Genomic DNA, 17,941 nt, shown 5'->3' on the forward strand with positions numbered 1-17,941 from the left:
CGGATTATAGCGCAACCATGTCTCAGATTATCTACAAGATCGCGCCCGAAGCGCTTTGGCGCGAGGCCGAGAAAAACGGCCGTTTCACCGGCGCTCCGATCGATATCGCCGACGGCTTCATCCATTTCTCCACCGCTGATCAGGTCAGGGAGACGGCGGCGAAGCATTTCGCCGGCCAGATGGATTTGCTGCTGATCGCCATCGACGGGGCGCTGCTCGGTGACGCGCTGAAATACGAGGTCTCACGGGGCGGCGCGCTGTTCCCGCATCTCTATGGCGTGCTCGATATGAGCGCCGTGCTGTGGGTGCGGCCACTGCCGCTCGGGGCCGACGGCGCCCATCAATTCCCGGCGCTGGAGGCCGAATGATCGTGTTCGATCGCATCGGCCAGAAACTGCTGTTCACCTTCGATCCGGAAACGGCGCATGGCATGTCGATCGCGGCGCTGCGATGCGGTCTGCCGGTCGGCGCGCGGACGGTGCGCGACGACAGGTTGAAGCTCAGCCTCTGTGGCATCGCCTTCCCCAATCCGCTCGGCATGGCCGCAGGCTACGACAAGAACGCCGAGGTGCCCGACGCGCTGCTTGGCCTCGGCTTCGGCTTTGCCGAAGTCGGCACCGTGACGCCGCTGCCGCAGGCCGGCAATCCGAAGCCGCGCATTTTCCGGCTGACTGAGGATGATGCGGTGATCAACCGCCTGGGCTTCAACAATGAGGGCCACGAGGCGGCGGAAAAACGCCTTGCCGCGCGCCAGGGACGCGGCGGCATTGTCGGCGTCAACATCGGCGCCAACAAGGACAGCGCCGATCGTGTCCGTGACTATGAGTTGGGCGTTTCCCGTTTTGCGAAATACGCCAGCTATCTCACCGTCAACATCTCGTCGCCCAACACGCCCGGCCTGCGCACCATGCAGGCGCGCGAACAGCTCGGCGAACTGTTGTCTCGGGTCATGTCGGTGCGTGCAGCAGCTTCGGCGCAGCCGCCCCTCTTCCTCAAGATCGCGCCCGATCTGGTCGAGGCCGAGCTTGAAGACATCGCCGCCGAAGTCAGCGAGAAGCAGATTGACGGCGTCATCGTCTCCAACACGACGCTGGCGCGAACCGGATTGCGTAGCGCCACCAGCGAGACCGGCGGGCTCTCCGGCAAACCACTGTTCGAGCGTTCGACCATCGTGCTGGCCAAGATGCGCAAATTGCTCGGGCCGGAGCGCGCCATTATCGGCGTCGGCGGCGTCGATTCGGCCGAGAACGCGCTGGAGAAAATCCGCGCCGGCGCCGATCTCGTCCAGCTCTACACCGGCATGATCTATGCCGGGCCGGCGCTGCCGGGGCGCATCCTTGCCGGGATGGTGCGATTTGCCGACAAGGAGCGGCTGAAATCATTGCGCGAACTGCGCGACAGCCGGCTCGATCAGTGGGCTGCCAGGCCGCTCTAAAACGCCGTGCGCAACCGGAGCCGCAGGATGGCCAGCAGGCTGAAGCCGCGCACCAGCAGGAAAACGTGCAGCGCCGCCCACAGGCCGTGATTGCCGAGAGACGGCGCCAAGCTGAACAATGCGGCGCTGAAGGCCAGGAACGACACCAGCATCATGTTGCGCATGTCGCGCGACCAGGTAGCGCCGATGAAGACGCCGTCCATCTGGAAGGCCAGCACGCCGCTCAGCGGTGTCAGTGCCGCCCACGGCAGATAGATGTCGGCAACAGCACGAACATCCGGCGACGTGGTGATCAACGAAATCAGGCCGGCGCCGCCGAGCCAGAAGATCAGCGTGGCGGTTCCGGCGAGGCCGAACCCCCAGAATAAGGTCAGACGTACCGCCCGGCGGAACGCCGTCTCGGCACGTGCGCCGATCGCGCGTCCCGCCAACTGTTCGGCCGCGGTGGCGAAACCGTCGAGAAAATAGCCGGCGACGAGGAAGAAGTTCATCAGCACGGCATTGGCGGCCAGCGTCAGCGTGCCGAACTGCGCGCCCTGGCGGGTGAACAGCGCGAAAGCGGCGAGCAGCGAGAACGAGCGGATCATGATATCGCGGTTGAGCGACAGCATGCGCAGGAAAGCGGGCATGTCGAGCAGGCGATGCCGCGGCAGGCGGGGTGCGGCCCGGAAGCGCCAGACAACGATGGCGAGACCCAGCAGCATGGCCAGACATTCGCCGGTGACGGTCGCCCAGGCCACGCCGGCGACGCCCCAGCCAAGCTTCAGGCCGAGCAGGATGCAAAGCACGATGTTGATGCCGTTGAGCACCGCCTGCAGCATCAGCCCAAGCCCGCCCTCGCCGCGTCCAAGGACATAGCCGAGGATGGCGTAGTTGATCAGCGTGAAGGGGGCGGCGAGCATTCTGATGTGGATATAGACGCCCATCGCCTCGCCGACGCGCGCTTCGCCGCCGATGAATTTCTGGCCGGCGATGGCAATCAGCGGCGCAAGGACGACAAGCACGATGCCGGCGGCGACCGCGATCAGCACGGCGCGCCAGAACACCGCCTGCTCCTCCAGTTCGTCGCCGCGCCCAAACGCCTGGGCGACGAGGCCGGTGGTACCGGAGCGCAGGAAATTGAAGGTGCTGAAGACCACGTCGAAGACCAGCGCCCCGGCCGCCAGGCCGCCGAGCAGGGCGGCATCGCCGAACTGCCCGACCACCGCCGTGTCGACGATGCCGAGCAGCGGCGTCGTCAGATAGGCGAGCGTCATCGGCACGGCGATGGCGAGCACCGAACGGTTGGTGACGGCGAAGGGTCTCGCGTCGGCTGGGATTGCACCCGTGTCCAGGGGACTGCTGCCTTGCTGATTGCGGCTTGATCGAACAGCCGATGTGCCCCATTTTCCGGCCACCGCGCAATCACTCTTGCCGTGACGGCCAACCGAAATGTTCTTCTGGCGCGAGCCCGCCGGATCCGAGTACTGGTTTTAAGCAATTCCCAAGGGGAAGCGCTACGCGCTTCTCCCGGGAAAACCGCTGCACACTTTTCCTGGAATTGCTTTAGCCATGCCCCTGCAGATCGTCCATCATCCCGACTACGATGCCGGCTTCGCCGTCAATCATCGCTTTCCGATGAGCAAATATCCGCTGCTGATGCAGGCCTTGCATATCAGGGGTCTGATCCATGCGGGGGCGCTGTCGATGCCCGAGCCGGCGCCGGCCTCCTGGCTGAAGCTCGCCCATGCGGCTGATTATGTCGACCAGGTCATCACGTGTTCAGTGCCTGAAAAGATCGAGCGCGAGATCGGCTTTCCCGTGGGACCGCGCGTTTCGCTCAGGGCGCAACTCGCCGCCGGCGGCACGGTGCTGGCGGCGCGACTGGCGCTTATCGATGGCATTGCCTGCAACAGCGCCGGCGGCAGCCACCATGCGCGGCGCGCGCAAGGCGCGGGCTTCTGCACCTTCAACGATGTTGCCGTCGCTTCGCTGGTGCTGCTAGCCGAAGACGCGGTGAAAAACATCCTGATCGTCGAACTCGATGTGCATCAGGGCGACGGCACCGCGGACATCCTGAAAGACGAGCCACGCGCGTTCACCTTTTCCATGCATGGCGAGCGCAATTATCCGGTGCGCAAGATTGCCTCCGATCTCGACGTTGCCCTGCCGGACGGCACCGGCGATGGCGCCTATCTCGAACGGCTGGGTGTCCTCCTGCCGGAGCTCTCGGCCAAGGCGCACTGGGACATCGTCTTCTACAATGCCGGTGTCGACGTGCATGCCGAGGACCGGCTCGGCCGGCTATCGCTCAGCGATGACGGCGTGCGTGCCCGCGACGCCATGGTGATCGGTCATTTCCGCGCGCTGGGCATCCCGGTCTGCGGTGTCATCGGCGGCGGCTATTCGACCGATGTCGCAGCGCTCGCGGCGCGCCACGCCATCCTGTTCGAGGTGGCGTCGGACTTTGCCTGAGTGGCCTTTGGTTTGAGCACAATCTTTTCCGAAAACCGGTTTCCACTTTTCGGGATCGTGGTCCGCTTCACTTCCGGTAGTTCGCGAGCCTGAGCAGGATGAACACCGGCACGACGATCGCGGCGCCGAGCAGGATATAGCCCAAGAAGCGATAGACCGCGTTGAAGCCGAGGTTCCAAAGATCGATGAAGAAACCCTGGATGCGGTAGAAGACGTCCATCGGCGTCCAGCCGAACGCATTCATGACCAGGCCGACCAGGAACGACACGACCAGCAGCTTGACGATCACCCTGACGGGCGAGTCACCGAGAAAGCGCGTCACTGTGGACAAGGGGCCTGCCTCCAGATTGGTTTGCCCGGATTCGGGGTACAAACCCACGAATACGCACTTGCTGCGCCCGCATCAAGGCGGGCGGACGGCGCAATCGGTCGGGTTTCCAACAGCCGTTTCCGAAGAGCTGTCCAAGGGCGATTGCCCGAAGCACGCCCATCATGATATCGAGAGGCCGACGCGGGTATGATGTAATGGTAGCTTGTCAGCTTCCCAAGCTGAACGCGAGGGTTCGATTCCCTCTACCCGCTCCAGTTCCTATCCCACTTCCCGCAAGATAAAATCGTGCAGCATCTTGGCTGCCGGCGACAGCACGCGGTTCTTCACCGTGATCAGGCTGTAGGGGCGGACCTCGATGTCGAACTCGGTCTGGACGACATCGATGGCGCCGGCGAGACCGTCGGGGTTCTGGATGAATTTTGCCACCTGGATCGACACCGGGGCGATGGCGTCGGACTGCGCCACCATGACCAGTGTGAGCAGCAGCGACGAGGTGTTGAGGATGCGGTCCGGCAGGGCGATGTTGCGGTTCAGGAAATTGCTCTCCATCGCCTGGCGCAGCGGCGACCCGCCCGACTGGAACACCCAGTCGAAGGCGGCGGTGTCCTCCAGCCTCACCGCCTTCCCATTGTTTAGAGGATGGCCGTTGCTCAGCGGGTGGCCTCGGCGCACGATCAGGCAGGCCTTCTCGACGCCGATGACGCGCGATTCGAACAGGCGCGGATTGAGGTCTTCGGGGACACGGGCGATGATGAAATCATGGCGCGTGGCGATCAGTTCGCGCGCCAGCACATTCGACGTCTCGACCTGCATGGTAATCTCGATGCGCGGATAGAGGCGGCGTATCTCGCGGATCGCCGGGACCGCCAGTTCGATCGCCGGCGCCGTCACCGCGCCAAGGAACACCGAGCCGCCCTTGCCGGCCTTGAGCTCCGATATTTCGCGGTCGGCCTCGCGCATTTCGAGCAGGATCGAGCGCGCGCGCCGGGCCAGCGCCTTGCCGTAAGGGGTGAGTGTGATGCCGCGCGGCAGCCTTTCGCAGAGCTTCACCTCGAGCACCGCTTCCATCTCGGAAATCATGCGCGAGGCCGCCGGCTGCGAGATGTTCATCACCTGGGCGGCAGCACTCACCCGACCGTGATCGTCGAGTGCTGCGATCATGCGCATGTGACGCAGGCTCAAGCCGCTACGCAGAAGTGTCTCGCCATCGCCCGGCAATTCATCGTAACCGCTTGAAATTCCCTGAGGACCTCGTAAAGCCGCCATGCCTTTTCCCGCTTCCGCCACTGTTCCAGCCCGGTTTAGTCATATACCGGTTTTGGTATAGCAACCACCGAAGATCGCATTTGACAGTTATGGCAAAGGGTCACACTTTCGCGCGTCCTCAAGACTTGACGGTCGATGACGAGCAAAATCGTATCGATTTAAATCTGAGGGCCGATTGGGAGGATACCGGAGATCGATTATGACGGCGGCGGCGCTTTGGCGCATCCGCCCGACTGCGCGGCCCGCGAAGCCCCGAGGTGTCGCGTCCATCAACCAGGGAGAGTTTTACGTGAAAATCATCAAGACACTGGCCGCCGTCGCGGCCCTTGGCATCGCTGCCATGACCTACTCGGCGCATGCAGCCGACAAGGGTCTTGTCGGCGTGCTGATGCCGACCAAGACCTCGCAGCGCTGGATCAATGACGGCGATGCCGTCAAGTCCCAGCTCGAAGCTCTCGGCTACACGGTCGACCTGCAGTACGCTCAGGACGACATCCCCAACCAGCTCAGCCAGCTGGAAAACGAAATCACCAAGGGCCCGAAGGCGCTGATCATCGCTTCGATCGACGGCACGACCCTGTCGGACGCGCTGCAGAAGGCCGCTGACGCCGGCGTCGTCGTCGTCGCCTATGACCGCCTGATCAAGAAGACCGCCAATGTCGATTACTACACCACCTTCGACAATTTCGGCGTCGGCGTGATCCAGGCGAACTCGCTGGTCAAGGGCCTCAAGGAGCGCTTCCCGAACACCAAGCCGTGGAACGTCGAACTGTTCGGCGGCTCGCCGGACGACAACAACGCCTTCTTCTTCTACAACGGCGCAATCTCGGTGCTGCAGCCGCTGATCGATGACGGCTCGATCAAGATCAAGTCCGGCCAGACCGGCATGGACAAGGTCGGCACGCTGCGCTGGCTCGCCGCCACCGCCCAGGCGCGCATGGACAACCTGCTGTCGGCCAACTACTCGGACGGCAGCCGCGTCGATGGCGTTCTTTCGCCCTATGACGGCCTGTCGCGCGGCATCACCGCTTCGCTGCGCGCCGTGGGTTACGGCACCGACGCCCAGCCGTGGCCGATCGTGACCGGCCAGGACGCCGAGACTGCTTCGGTCAAGCTGATCATCACGGGCGAGCAATACTCGACCGTGTTCAAGGACACCCGCGAACTGGCCAAGGCCACCGTCGAACTCGTCGACAAGGTGCTCTCGGGCGGCAAGCCGGACGGCCTCGATGAAAAGACCTACAACAACGACGTCAAGGTCGTCCCCTCGATCCTTTTGACGCCGCATGAGGTCGACAAGTCGAACTACCAGGCACTGGTCGTCGACTCCGGCTACATCAAGGCCGACGAACTGAAGTAATCCGTTTATAAAGACAGGGGTCCTGCCCGACGCAGGACCCCTGTCCGTTCACAAGCGACCCCGGTATTGTTTCTACCGGACTTAGTTTGCGTGCATGTCGTTGTCTCAAACCGCAAGCACTTTGGAGCGACATGCAACAGGAGGAGCTTGCCCTGATGACGACGATTTTGGAGATGCGCGACATCACCAAGACGTTCCCCGGCGTGAAGGCGCTGTCGAACGTCAACCTCAGCGTCGAAGAAGGCGAGATCCACGCCGTGGTTGGCGAGAACGGCGCCGGCAAGTCGACGCTGATGAAGGTCCTGTCGGGCGTCTATCCCGCCGGCACCTATGACGGCCAGATCATTTTTCAGGGTCAGGAATGCCAGTTCAAAGGTATCCATGACAGCGAACATAAGGGCATCGTCATCATCCACCAGGAGCTAGCGCTGGTGCCGATGCTGTCGATCACCGAAAATATCTTCCTCGGCAACGAAAACGCCCGATACGGCGTCATCGACTGGGATGCCAACGAGGCGCGCACCGCTGCCCTGTTGAAGAAGGTGGGCCTCAAGGAGGACCCCAAGACACTGATCACCAATATCGGCGTCGGCAAGCAGCAGCTGGTCGAGATCGCCAAGGCGCTGAGCAAGGACGTCAAGCTTTTGATCCTCGACGAGCCGACCGCGTCGCTCAGCGAGAAAGACAGCCAGGCGCTGCTCGATCTTCTGCTCGAATTCAAGCGCCAAGGCATGACCTCGATCCTGATCTCGCACAAGCTCAACGAGATCAACCGGGTCGCCGACAAGGTAACCGTCATCCGTGACGGGCGCACCATCGAGACGCTGGCCAAGAAGGATATCTCCGAAGACCGCATCATCACCTCGATGGTCGGCCGTTCGCTAGACGACCGCTATCCGCCGCGCGAGCCCAAGATCGGCGAAGTCGTGTTCGAGGTGAAGAACTGGTCGGTCTATCACCCGCTCCATGCCGAGCGACAGGTGATCAAGGGCATCGACATCAATGTGCGCAAGGGCGAGGTGGTCGGCATCGCCGGGCTGATGGGCGCCGGCCGCACCGAATTCGCCATGAGCCTGTTCGGCCGCTCCTATGGCCGCCGCATCACCGGCGAAGTGCTGCTCAAGGGCAAGCCGGTCGATGTCTCCTCGGTAAGCAAGGCGGTCCAACACGGCATCGCCTATGTCACCGAGGACCGCAAAACCTACGGCCTCAACCTTATCGACCATATCAAGCATAACATTACGCTGGCCAATCTCGACGGCGTGTCGCGCCACAGCGTGATCGACGACATGCGCGAGCTTGCGGTCGCCAACGACTATCGCAAGAAGACCAATATCCGTGCGTCAAGCGTCTATCAGATGACCGGCAATCTTTCCGGCGGCAACCAGCAGAAGGTGGTGCTGTCGAAATGGTTGTTTGCCGACCCTGACGTGCTGATCCTCGACGAGCCGACACGCGGCATCGATGTCGGCGCCAAATATGAAATCTACACGATCATCGCGCGCCTTGCCTCGGAGGGTAAGGCGATCGTGGTCATCTCGTCGGAAATGCCGGAATTGCTGGGGATTACCGACCGCATCTACGTCATGAACGAAGGGCGCATGGTGGGCGAAATGCCGGCGGCGGAAGCAAGCCAGGAAAAGATAATGCGCGCCATCGTCCGGGGAGAAGGAAAAGCAGCATGAGCACCGAAAGCGCCCCCGCCCCGCAGGGCAACGTCGCCGACGAACAGCGCCCGCGCATCGCCGTCTCGGCGCTGGCGACGAATTTACGCGAATACGGACTGATCATAGCCCTGATCGTCATCATGCTGTTCTTCCAGTTCACCACGTCGGGGACGTTGTTCAAGCCGGTCAATCTCAGTAATCTGGTGCAGCAGAACTCCTTCATCATCGTGATGGCGCTCGGCATGCTGCTGGTGATCGTATCGGGCTATATCGACCTCAGCGTCGGATCGGTCGCCGGTTTCATCGGCGCGCTGGCGGCAAACATGATGGTTATCTGGCAGCTCGGACCGCTGAGCAATCCGCTGGTGGTTTCGATCGTCTGCCTGGTCGCGGGTGGCCTGATCGGCGCCGCGCAAGGGTATTGGATCGCCTATCACCGGATACCGAGCTTCATTGTCACGCTGGCCGGCATGCTGATCTTCCGCGGCATTTGCCAGGCGTTGCTTGGCGGCGGCTCGTCGGTGGGTCCGCTTCCCGACGACTTCAAGATGCTCAGCTCCGGCTTCATCCCGGATGTGATCGGCCCACTGACGCTCGTCCCGCCGGTCGTGAACGCAGCCGGCAAGACCATCATGGGCAGCGGCGTGACCCTGCACATGACGACGGTCGTGCTGGGGCTGATCGCCGTGCTCGCCTATGCCTATTTCGGGGTCCGCACCCGGCGCAAACGAGAACGCCATGGTTATGAGGCCGAGCCCTTCACCCTGTTCGTCGTCAAGACGCTGGTCGCCAGCGCGCTGGCGCTGTTCCTGGTCTATGAGTTTGCCAGCTACCGCGGCCTGCCCGTGGTGCTGCTGGTCATGGGCGTGCTGATCACGTTGTTCGTCTTCGTCACCAAGCGCATGACCATCGGGAGGCGCATCTACGCCATGGGCGGCAATCCCAAGGCGGCGCAGCTGTCGGGCATCAACACCGAGCGGCTGACGCTGATGGTGTTCATCAATATGGGCGTGCTGTCGGCGCTTGGCGGCCTGATCATCGCGGCTCGTCTCGGCCAGGCGGTGCCGGCGGCGGGTCTCGGCTCGGAGCTCGATGTCATCGCCGCAGTGTTCATCGGCGGCGCCTCGGCGATGGGCGGCGTCGGCCAGGTTATCGGGGCGGTCGTCGGCGGCTTCATCATGGGCGTGATGAACAACGGCATGTCGATCATGGGCGTCAATGTCGACTGGCAGCAGGTGGTCAAAGGCCTGGTGCTGCTCGGCGCCGTGATCTTCGACGTCTACAACAAGAACAAGGCCTGACAAGCTTCAGGCGAGGCAAGCAGGAGGCATACGATCGCGGCGCAGCCGGCAAATTGTCGGCATAAGAAGTCCCCCGAGGGATCAAGCTCGCGAGCGCAATCCGGACGAAGAGTTCAACCCGTGGCGCGGCTAGGTCCGAGCCGCGCAGGTCAAGGTTTGCCAAGAGGCATCCAAGGCCAAGCACATGAGAGAGGATTTCATCATGCTAATCTCCCAGATCCTCGACGACGCCGAGACCATCCGCGTCGTCGCCCGCAATGGCGGCGGCAAGACCAGGATCATCAACGGCGCCCGCAGCGTCTATTCGCTGGCCATGGAAGCCGCGCGCACCGGAACGGGCCTCGCCGCGCTGATCGAACGCAAGGGGTTCGGTGAAGCGATAGACCTCGACGCCATCTACAAGAAGGGCCGGCTGGAGTCGCCGATCAATCATCCCGATCCTGCGCATCTGCATCTGACCGGCACCGGCCTGACCCATCTCGGCTCGGCGGCGACGCGCGATTCCATGCACAAGAAGCTCAGCGATGGCGGCGAGGAGCAGCTTACCGATTCCATGAAGATGTTCCGCATGGGGCTCGAAGGCGGCAAGCCGGCCAAGGGCCAGACCGGCGTGCAGCCGGAATGGTTCTACAAGGGCAACGGCACCATGGCGGTGGCGCCGGGCGCCGCACTGATGTCGCCGGCCTTTGCGCAGGACGCCGGCGAGGAGCCGGAAATCGCCGGCATCTATGTCATCGGCGACGACGGCGCGCCGTTCCGCGTCGGCTTCACGCTGTCGAACGAGTTTTCCGATCATGTTACCGAGCGGGTGAACTATCTGTTCCTGGCACATTCCAAACTGCGCAACGCCTCGTTCGGGCCGGAAATCCTGATCGGCGACCTGCCGGCCGACGTCAGGGGCTCATCGCGAATCTATCGCGACAGCAATTTGCTGTGGGAAAAGCCGTTCCTGTCGGGCGAAGCGAACATGTCGCACACAATCGCCAATCTCGAACATCATCACTTCAAATATTCGGCCTTCCGCCAGCCGGGCGACGTGCATGTGCACATGTTCGGCACGGCGACGCTGTCCTTTGCCGACGGCATCAAGACTCAGGCCGGCGACGTGTTCGAGATCGAGGCCGGGGATTTCGGCCTGCCGCTGCGCAACCCGCTGGAGATCGAGCAGCCGGTGAAGGTGGCGGTGAAGGCGCTTTGAGGCAGCATCACATTTGGGAGCCGGAATGAACGGAATGCGGCTTGTCATTGTGTTCACGGGCGTGGCCCTGTTCCTGACCCAACCGTCGGTGGCCTTTAGCGCCGGCCAGTGCAGCCCGAAGTCCTATCGTGAAGCCCGTTTGGCGATGACGAGCCGTCTTCTGGCAACCGGCTATTCGAAAGCCCAGGTGAGCTTTCTGATGCGCAACACGGATCACATGACATCAGCGCTTCGCACCGACAGGCTGAACAACAATGGCAAGGTCTGCGGCATCGACTCCGCCAAGGCCCATGTCCTCGGTTGCCTCGACAAGCAGTTGTTCCCGTTGAAGCGCGGCTCAAACGCTTCGCTCGACGAGGTCAAACTGACCGAAGGCTTTTGGGGCAGGAAACGTTTGGCCGCACGCGAACTGCTGTTTATCGGCCATTTTCATGCCTGCCTTGGCGCCGCGAAAGAGTATCTCTTTCGCGGCTGACTCCGGCGGGCCGGAAGTCAATAAATATCGAAATCGAAATACTTGGCCTGGATCTTCTTGTAAGTGCCGTCGGCGACGATGGCGTCTATCGCCGCATTCAGCTTGTCGCGCAGCGCCGTGTCTTCCAGGCGGACAGCGATGCCGGCTTGGGTCTCGGTGCCCTTGACGTCGCCGACAAGCTTGCAGCAGCCTTCGCTCGCCTTCTTCAGCCAGTCCATCAGCACGAACTTGTCGGAGATGACGGCATCGAGACGGCCGTTCTGCAGGTCGGTGATCGCCTCTTCCTGGGTGGGGTAGAGTTTCGCCTCGGCGCCGGCCTTGCCATAGGCGTCCTGCGCATAGTCGGCCTGGGTGGTCGAGGCCTGCGCGCCCACCGTCTTGCCGGCAAGGGCTGCCGGTTCGGTGGAAGTGAGGTCGCTGTCCTTCGGCGCCACCAGCGCCAGCGGCGTCGTGTAGTATTTGTTGGTGAAGGCGACCTGTTTCTTGCGCTCCTCGGTGATGCTCATCGAGGCGATGATGGCGTCGAACTTTTTCGCCTGCAGCGCCGGGATGATGCCGTCCCAGTCCTGGGTGACGATCTCGCACTCGACCTTCATCTGCGCACACAGCGCATTGGCAATGTCGATGTCGAAGCCCTCGATCTTGCCGTCCGCGGTGATGGTGTTGAAGGGCGGATAGGCGCCCTCGGTGCCGATCTTCAATTTCTCCTGCGCCTCAGCCAGCGAGCCGGCCGATATCACCAGCATGGCAGCGCTCGCTGCCGATATGATCCATCTTGAAATCTGCATTTCGGTTCCCCTTGCGCGCCGTTCTCTTGCCGGCCACCGAAAGGCAGCCAAGCATGGTGAGGCAGCGCAGGCAAGTATTTTGCCTGACGGTGATCGAAGGTTCAGCCGGCGGGGCGGAAATGCTTGGAGAGCTTGAGGCCTTGCGCCTGGTAATTCGAGCCGAGATCGGTGCCGTAAAGCGCCTGCGGCCGCTTCAGCATGTGTTCGTAGACCAGCCGGCCGACGATCTGGCCGTGGTCGAGGATGAACGGCACTTCGTGGCTGCGCACTTCGAGCACCGCCCGGCTGCCGGTGCCGCCTGAGGCCGAATGGCCGAAGCCCGGATCGAAGAAGCCGGCATAGTGAACACGGAATTCGCCAACCAGCGGATCGAAGGGCGTCATCTCGGCGGCGTAGAGCGGCGGCACGTGCACGGCTTCGCGGCTGACCAGGATGTAGAACTCGTCCGGGTCGAGCACCAGTTCGCCGGCGCCGCTCTTATAGAGCGGCTCCCAGAAATCGACGGCATCCTGGGCGGCGCGCTTGTCGACATCGACCAAGCCGGTGTGATGCTTGCCGCGATAGCCGACCAGGCCGTTCTGGTCGCCGTCAAGATCGATCGACAGCGCAATGCCGCCGCCGGAAATGTTGGGCGGCTCGGTCGCCACCAGCATCTCGGCGCGGTGCAATTCGTTCAGTTCTGCCTCCGACAACAGCGCGTTGCCGGTGCGAAAGCGGATCTGCGACAGCCTCGATCCGGCGCGTACGACGATCGGGAAGGTGCGCGGACTGACTTCGAGATAAAGCGGCCCGTGATAGCCGGGGGCGATCTTGTCGAACTCATGGCCGCGATCGGTCATCACCCGGGTGAAGATGTCGAGCCGGCCGGTCGAGCTCTTCGGGTTGGCCGAGGCCGACACGTTTGCGGGCAGCGCCAGGCTTTCGAGCAGCGGCACGATGTAGACGCAGCCGGTTTCCAGCACCGCGCCCTCGGCGAGACTGAACTCATGCAATTTCAGCCGGTGAAGCTTGTCGGCCACCAGATGATCGGGACCCGGCAGGAAGGAGGCGCGCACGCGAAAAGCCTTGTCGCCGAGCCTGAGATCGAGGCTCGCCGGCTGCACCTGGTCGACATCGAGCGCGCGCGGCGACTTCAGCGCGCCGGACTGAAACAGCGCGGAAATGTCCTGATCGGGAAGAATGCCTGTCTGCCGCAAAAGGCTGGCTCCGCTCCAAGGTCGGTCTCTTTGTGGCAGGTTCTTGCCGCAAAACCGCTGGATATTATTGCGGAACCTGCCTGGTACAAACCTCTTAATGAAGCCGGCAATTGACGCAAGCGCAGGTGAGGTCTAAAGGGTCGTTATCCCGTGGTGATTTGGCCGGTCGGCTTGCAGCCACGTTAAACAAGTCGCTAAAGGACCGTCGGGCCGCAAGGCCATATGGACCGGTTGCGACTTTCGCGGCCGGTTTTTTTGTGTCTGGAACAAAAGCGATGAGCACCAAGAAGCGTAACTGGAAACCTCAGACCGCACTCGTGCACGGGGGAACGCTGCGTTCCCAGTTCGGCGAGACGTCCGAAGCGATGTACCTCACCCAAGGCTATGTCTACGAGACGGCGCAGGCTGCCGAGGCCCGTTTCAAGGGCGAGGAGCCGGGCTTCATCTATTCGCGCTATGCCAACCCTACCGTCGACATGTTCGAAAAGCGCATGTGCGCGCTGGAGGGTGCCGAAGATGCGCGCGCCACGGCGTCCGGCATGGCGGCGGTGACGGCAGCGCTCCTGTGCAGCGCCAAGGCCGGCGACCATATCGTTGCGGCGCGCGCGCTGTTCGGCTCCTGCCGCTGGGTGGTGGAGACGCTGGCGCCGAAATACGGCATCGAGGCAACGCTGGTCGACGGCACCGACATCGCCAACTGGGAAAAGGCGGTGCGGCCGAACACGAAACTGTTCTTCCTGGAAAGCCCGACCAATCCGACGCTGGAAGTGGTCGACATTGCAGCGGTGGCGGCGCTCGCCACCTCGATCGGCGCCAGGCTGATCGTCGACAATGTCTTCGCCACGCCCTTGCAGCAGAAGCCCTTGCAGCTCGGCGCCCATATCGTCGTCTACTCCGCGACCAAGCACATTGACGGCCAGGGACGCTGTCTCGGCGGCATCATCCTGTCGGACAAGAAATGGATCGACGAGAATTTGCACGACTATTTCCGCCACACCGGCCCGAGCCTGTCGCCGTTCAACGCCTGGACGCTGCTCAAGGGCCTGGAGACGCTGCCGGTTCGGGTGCGCCAGCAGACTGAAAGCGCGGCCAAGATCGCGGACTTCCTGGCAGGACGGCCGGAAATCGCCCGCGTCATCTATCCCGGCCGCGCCGACCACCCGCAGGCCGACATCGTCAAGAAGCAGATGACAGGCGGATCGACGCTGATCTGCCTCGACGTCAAGGGCGGCAAGCAGGCGGCCTTCGCCTTGCAGAACGCGCTCGACATCGTGCTGATCTCCAACAATCTCGGCGACGCCAAGAGCCTGATCACCCATCCGGCGACCACCACGCACAAGAACCTCAGCGACGAAGCTCGCGCCGAGCTTGGCATCGGGCCGGGAACGCTCAGGCTGTCGGTCGGTCTTGAGGATACGGACGATCTGCTGGAGGACGTTGCGCAGGCGCTGAAGGCAGCCGGGTAGGCCGCGAGGCGTCACGCTCCCGACGAAGCCTCTTCCAGCTCGGCTGCCTTGGTGCCGATGATCATGGTGTTGCCGCGCCAATCGACGGCGCCGCTCAGCCAGCCGCGCGCCCAGATGGCGGGAAGCATCATGTCGCGGACCATCATCGCCGGGACCATGCGCAGCGACAGATGCCAGCCCTTGGCAGCGGCCAGCGCGCATTCGGGAATGTAGGCCGCCGTCAGCACGGCCAACACCGTGGCCGGCAGGCTGATGCCGGCACTTGCGGCCGCCACCAGCGCCAACGCCAACGGCACGGCGACGCCGGTCAGGATCTCGGGTGCGAAAAACAGCGGGAAGGTGACGCGGCGCAACCGCGCCCAGCGCGCCTGGCGCGACCAGATGTCGGCAAGTCGGCGCTGCCCCAGTGGTTGCTCGAAAGGCGAGGCAACGAGATTGACGTGCAGGCCCAGTCCGTTGACCAGCTTGGTTGCAGCAGCATCCTCGGCGATCTCGGCGGCCAGCGCGCGGATACCGCCATTGGTATCGAGCATCGGCTTGTTCCACAGCATGCTCTTGCCCTGGGCAAAGCCGAGGCCAAGCGCCTCGCCGGCATATTGCCAGCGCGCCTGCAGCGTGTTGAGGAACGCGCATTCGACCTCGGCCCAGAAGCCATCCGGCCGCGAGCCGATCGGCGTCGAGCAGATAAGCCCGGTATTGGTCCGCCAGGCCGCCATCAGGTGCTGGACGTAATCCCTAGGCATCAGCACGTTGGAATCCGCCAGAATAACCCAATGATAGCGCGCCGCTTCCCAGCCCTTGACGCAGTTGTTGAGCTTCGGGTTGCTGCTGACGCGGTCGTCGCCGATCAGCAGCCGGGCCGGCACGTTGGGAAACAGGACGATCGCCCTGTTTATCAGTTTGACGACCGGGTCGTCGGCGTGAGCGACGCAGAAGATCAGTTCGTAGATCGGCCAGTCAAGCGAGAAAGCTCGCTGCAGCGTCTCTTGTGTGAACGGCTCCACGCCGCGCGACGGCACGACGATCGAGACCGGCGGCTGCTCGTTGGACGGCGGAGGGATGAGACGGCGCGCTTTCAGCTTCGACGATGCAAGCAGGATGCTGGCGAGATTGGAAAGAAGCAAAGCGGAGGAAGCGAAGGCGGCTGTGAGAGCTGGTTCCATCGAGATCTGGTCACTCCGGAAAGGCCGCTCGCGGCTGCTTTGTCAGTCGACAGATGGGCCTTGAGTCGCCGGCAAGGTTTGCGCACACCAACATTGTCATGTGTCACTTAAATGACATTGTTTGTCGGCACCTGCGCTTTGAGGCTGGCAGGACATGCCGCTCTGCGCGTATCAAACCGCATGGCGCGACAAATGTTCCCTGCCGCGCAACCGGAGCAGCCCATGTATCGCGCCGTCACGCGCAACATCGAAGTGCAGGTCAGACCGTTCTACCTGGAGGACCGCTCGGACCCGGCGGAGAACCGCTATGTCTGGGGCTACCAGGTGACGATCGACAACCAGTCGGACGATTTCGTGCAGCTTATGTCGCGTTACTGGCACATCACCGACGGCAGCGGCCGGATCGAGGAAGTGCGCGGCGCCGGCGTGGTCGGCGACCAGCCTGAGCTCAATCCCGGCGACAGCTATCAATACACGTCAGGCTGCCCGCTCTCGACGCCCTCCGGCTTCATGGTCGGCCACTACACCATGCGCAACAAAAAGGGCGAGACGTTCGACGTCGCTATTCCCGCGTTTTCGCTGGATCTGCCGGGGACGCGGCGGACGGTGAATTAGGGGTTTTCTCCCCATCTCTATACGGGGAGAAATGCCCGGCAGTGCAACGAGGGGCGCCGCCGGACTCATGAGGTTATCTTCCACGCACATGACGCAGGCTATGCGCGGCCATTCACCAAAGTTCGCGCTGCCCCTCATCCGCCCTTCGGGCACCTTCTCCCCGTGAACGGGGAGAAGGAAGAGATGCTACTGAGTTGCAAACTCCGCCGGGTCGAAGTCGTACTGCTTCGAGCAGAACTCGCAGGCGACGTGGATGCCGCCATCTTCGGTGCTGTCCTTGATCTCCTGCGCGGAAAACCCCTCGAGGATGCCGCGTATCTTGTCCCTTGAGCAGGAACATTGGTCGGCGACCGGCACGCCGCCGAAGACGCGCACACCATGTTCGTGGAACAGCCTGTAGAGCAGCCGCTCGGCGCCGATGGTCGGGTCGATCAGCTCGGTCGGCTCGATGGTGCCGAGCAGCGCCACCAGCTCGCGCCACGAATTGTCGGCCGGCTCCTGCGTCACGTCACGCGGATCGCCGTCGCCGCCCGAAATGTCCGGCACGCGCATGCGCTCGGGTGACTGCGGCAGGAACTGCGCCAGGATACCGCCGGCGCGCCACTGCTCGCGCGCACCGCCGGGGCCGGGCGTCAGCAGCTTGGCCACCGACAGCCGGAGGTCGGTCGGGATCTGCTCCGACTGGCGGAAATAGGTGCGCGCGGCGTCTTCCAGCGTCTCGCCGTCGAGCTGGACGATGCCCTGATAGCGCTGCGTGTGCGCGCCCTGGTCGATGGTCAGCGCCAAAACGCCGCTGCCCAGCAGCGTCTGCTGCGAGGTCTGGCCTGCGGCCACCAGGGCCTCCAGCCGGTCGGCATCGAAGCGCGCATAGGCGCGCAATGCCGAGGGCGTGGAGAAATCCGCGACCAGCATGTCGACAGGCCCGTCGGTGCGGGTCTGCAGGATGAACTTGCCTTCGAATTTGAGCGAAGTGCCGAGCAGCACCGTCAGCACACAGGCTTCCGCCAGCAGGCGGGCGACCGGCTCGGGATAGTCGTGACGGTTGAGGATGGCGTCGAGCATCGGCCCGAGCTGCACGGTGCGGCCGCGCACGTCGAGCGGGCCTACCTCGAAGGGCACGACATGATCGTCGCCGGCATAGCCGAACTCGCCGAGTTTGGGGTGATGTTCAGTCACTTGATGCGTTTCCAACATGACAAAGCTCCAGGGCGCGGCCATGCGGCCCG

At 63.1% G+C, this 17,941-nt stretch carries 17 protein-coding genes, 1 tRNA gene and 1 riboswitch; of the genes, 11 read left to right on the forward strand and 7 right to left on the reverse strand.

Features of this window, described 5'->3' with window-relative positions; genetic code table 11:
* Window positions 1–17 precede the first annotated feature (17 nt).
* Window positions 18–368 carry a DUF952 domain-containing protein gene (locus tag NL532_RS31210; RefSeq protein ID WP_023669645.1) on the forward strand — a complete coding sequence of 117 codons (351 nt, stop codon included), beginning with the start codon at window positions 18–20 and terminating at the stop codon, window positions 366–368.
* A complete protein-coding gene (locus NL532_RS31215; protein ID WP_023711402.1) occupies window positions 365–1,435 on the forward strand; it encodes a quinone-dependent dihydroorotate dehydrogenase in 1,071 nt (356 codons plus the stop codon). The genes NL532_RS31210 and NL532_RS31215 overlap by 4 nt, the downstream gene beginning before the upstream one ends.
* On the opposite strand, the gene NL532_RS31220 is transcribed toward NL532_RS31215, so the two are convergent.
* A complete protein-coding gene (locus NL532_RS31220; RefSeq protein WP_023696686.1) occupies window positions 1,432–2,769 on the reverse strand; it encodes an MATE family efflux transporter in 1,338 nt (445 codons plus the stop codon). The genes NL532_RS31215 and NL532_RS31220 overlap by 4 nt on opposite strands.
* A gap of 217 nt (window positions 2,770–2,986) precedes the next feature.
* On the opposite strand from NL532_RS31220, the gene NL532_RS31225 reads away from it, so the two are divergent.
* Complete coding sequence (locus tag NL532_RS31225; RefSeq protein ID WP_023828430.1) at window positions 2,987–3,889, forward strand: histone deacetylase family protein; 903 nt, start codon at window positions 2,987–2,989, stop codon at window positions 3,887–3,889.
* Between the two features lie 67 nt (window positions 3,890–3,956).
* On the opposite strand, the gene NL532_RS31230 is transcribed toward NL532_RS31225, so the two are convergent.
* A complete protein-coding gene (locus NL532_RS31230; RefSeq protein WP_023696688.1) occupies window positions 3,957–4,220 on the reverse strand; it encodes a DUF6460 domain-containing protein in 264 nt (87 codons plus the stop codon).
* 180 nt (window positions 4,221–4,400) lie between these two features.
* On the opposite strand from NL532_RS31230, the gene NL532_RS31235 reads away from it, so the two are divergent.
* Window positions 4,401–4,474, forward strand: a tRNA-Gly gene (locus NL532_RS31235).
* Between the two features lie 4 nt (window positions 4,475–4,478).
* Here NL532_RS31235 and NL532_RS31240 read toward each other — a convergent pair.
* Complete coding sequence (locus NL532_RS31240) at window positions 4,479–5,486, reverse strand: LysR family transcriptional regulator (RefSeq protein ID WP_023681942.1); 1,008 nt, start codon at window positions 5,484–5,486, stop codon at window positions 4,479–4,481.
* Between the two features lie 289 nt (window positions 5,487–5,775).
* Here NL532_RS31240 and chvE point away from each other — a divergent pair, with 289 nt between their 5' ends.
* The 5 genes from chvE to NL532_RS31265 all read left to right on the forward strand — a co-directional run bounded on the left by chvE (window position 5,776) and on the right by NL532_RS31265 (window position 11,487).
* Window positions 5,776–6,846, forward strand: coding sequence for a multiple monosaccharide ABC transporter substrate-binding protein (gene chvE, locus NL532_RS31245; RefSeq protein WP_023681943.1), 1,071 nt, complete (start codon window positions 5,776–5,778; stop codon window positions 6,844–6,846).
* 152 nt (window positions 6,847–6,998) lie between these two features.
* Entirely contained in the window at window positions 6,999–8,531 is a 1,533-nt protein-coding gene (gene mmsA / locus NL532_RS31250; protein WP_027049369.1) for a multiple monosaccharide ABC transporter ATP-binding protein, read from the forward strand.
* A complete protein-coding gene (gene mmsB, locus NL532_RS31255) occupies window positions 8,528–9,814 on the forward strand; it encodes a multiple monosaccharide ABC transporter permease (RefSeq protein WP_023669637.1) in 1,287 nt (428 codons plus the stop codon). The genes mmsA and mmsB overlap by 4 nt, the downstream gene beginning before the upstream one ends.
* A gap of 202 nt (window positions 9,815–10,016) precedes the next feature.
* Window positions 10,017–11,012: an AraD1 family protein gene (gene araD1 / locus NL532_RS31260; RefSeq protein ID WP_023828431.1), complete on the forward strand. Its 996-nt coding sequence runs from the start codon at window positions 10,017–10,019 to the stop codon at window positions 11,010–11,012.
* Between the two features lie 25 nt (window positions 11,013–11,037).
* Window positions 11,038–11,487, forward strand: a complete 450-nt coding sequence (locus tag NL532_RS31265) for a hypothetical protein (protein ID WP_031195624.1) — start codon at window positions 11,038–11,040, stop codon at window positions 11,485–11,487.
* A gap of 17 nt (window positions 11,488–11,504) precedes the next feature.
* Here the strand turns inward: NL532_RS31265 and NL532_RS31270 are convergent, their stop codons facing one another.
* Together NL532_RS31270 and NL532_RS31275 are read right to left on the reverse strand one after the other, a co-directional pair.
* Window positions 11,505–12,275, reverse strand: coding sequence for an ABC transporter substrate-binding protein (locus NL532_RS31270; protein ID WP_023681945.1), 771 nt, complete (start codon window positions 12,273–12,275; stop codon window positions 11,505–11,507).
* Between the two features lie 101 nt (window positions 12,276–12,376).
* Window positions 12,377–13,471, reverse strand: coding sequence for a 2'-deoxycytidine 5'-triphosphate deaminase (locus NL532_RS31275; RefSeq protein ID WP_023699517.1), 1,095 nt, complete (start codon window positions 13,469–13,471; stop codon window positions 12,377–12,379).
* 140 nt (window positions 13,472–13,611) lie between these two features.
* Window positions 13,612–13,689, forward strand: a riboswitch (SAM riboswitch).
* A gap of 57 nt (window positions 13,690–13,746) precedes the next feature.
* On the opposite strand from NL532_RS31275, the gene NL532_RS31280 reads away from it, so the two are divergent.
* Window positions 13,747–14,937: an O-succinylhomoserine sulfhydrylase gene (locus tag NL532_RS31280; RefSeq protein ID WP_023669633.1), complete on the forward strand. Its 1,191-nt coding sequence runs from the start codon at window positions 13,747–13,749 to the stop codon at window positions 14,935–14,937.
* An 11-nt stretch (window positions 14,938–14,948) separates the two neighbouring features.
* Here the strand turns inward: NL532_RS31280 and NL532_RS31285 are convergent, their stop codons facing one another.
* Window positions 14,949–16,100 carry a ceramide glucosyltransferase gene (locus tag NL532_RS31285; protein WP_023828432.1) on the reverse strand — a complete coding sequence of 384 codons (1,152 nt, stop codon included), beginning with the start codon at window positions 16,098–16,100 and terminating at the stop codon, window positions 14,949–14,951.
* Between the two features lie 222 nt (window positions 16,101–16,322).
* Here NL532_RS31285 and apaG point away from each other — a divergent pair, with 222 nt between their 5' ends.
* Entirely contained in the window at window positions 16,323–16,715 is a 393-nt protein-coding gene (apaG, locus tag NL532_RS31290) for a Co2+/Mg2+ efflux facilitator ApaG/CorD (protein WP_023681948.1), read from the forward strand.
* 186 nt (window positions 16,716–16,901) lie between these two features.
* Here apaG and NL532_RS31295 read toward each other — a convergent pair whose 3' ends face one another.
* Window positions 16,902–17,933 carry an Hsp33 family molecular chaperone gene (locus tag NL532_RS31295; RefSeq protein WP_031195623.1) on the reverse strand — a complete coding sequence of 344 codons (1,032 nt, stop codon included), beginning with the start codon at window positions 17,931–17,933 and terminating at the stop codon, window positions 16,902–16,904.
* Window positions 17,934–17,941: the final 8 nt, after the last annotated feature.

The organism is Mesorhizobium sp. C120A (assembly GCF_030323105.1).
GTDB lineage: Bacteria > Pseudomonadota > Alphaproteobacteria > Rhizobiales > Rhizobiaceae > Mesorhizobium.

Bases quoted from the DNA above. Each gene is read 5' to 3' on its own strand.
- NL532_RS31210 (WP_023669645.1), top strand. From the start codon at position 18: ATGTCTCAGATTATCTACAAGATCGCGCCCGAAGCGCTTTGGCGCGAG.
- apaG (WP_023681948.1), top strand. From the start codon at position 16,323: ATGTATCGCGCCGTCACGCGCAACATCGAAGTGCAGGTCAGACCGTTC.
- NL532_RS31295 (WP_031195623.1), bottom strand. From the start codon at position 17,933: ATGGCCGCGCCCTGGAGCTTTGTCATGTTGGAAACGCATCAAGTGACT.
- NL532_RS31270 (WP_023681945.1), bottom strand. From the start codon at position 12,275: ATGCAGATTTCAAGATGGATCATATCGGCAGCGAGCGCTGCCATGCTG.
- NL532_RS31265 (WP_031195624.1), top strand. From the start codon at position 11,038: ATGAACGGAATGCGGCTTGTCATTGTGTTCACGGGCGTGGCCCTGTTC.
- mmsB (WP_023669637.1), top strand. From the start codon at position 8,528: ATGAGCACCGAAAGCGCCCCCGCCCCGCAGGGCAACGTCGCCGACGAA.
- NL532_RS31215 (WP_023711402.1), top strand. From the start codon at position 365: ATGATCGTGTTCGATCGCATCGGCCAGAAACTGCTGTTCACCTTCGAT.
- NL532_RS31240 (WP_023681942.1), bottom strand. From the start codon at position 5,486: ATGGCGGCTTTACGAGGTCCTCAGGGAATTTCAAGCGGTTACGATGAA.
- NL532_RS31285 (WP_023828432.1), bottom strand. From the start codon at position 16,100: ATGGAACCAGCTCTCACAGCCGCCTTCGCTTCCTCCGCTTTGCTTCTT.
- NL532_RS31225 (WP_023828430.1), top strand. From the start codon at position 2,987: ATGCCCCTGCAGATCGTCCATCATCCCGACTACGATGCCGGCTTCGCC.
- NL532_RS31280 (WP_023669633.1), top strand. From the start codon at position 13,747: ATGAGCACCAAGAAGCGTAACTGGAAACCTCAGACCGCACTCGTGCAC.
- araD1 (WP_023828431.1), top strand. From the start codon at position 10,017: ATGCTAATCTCCCAGATCCTCGACGACGCCGAGACCATCCGCGTCGTC.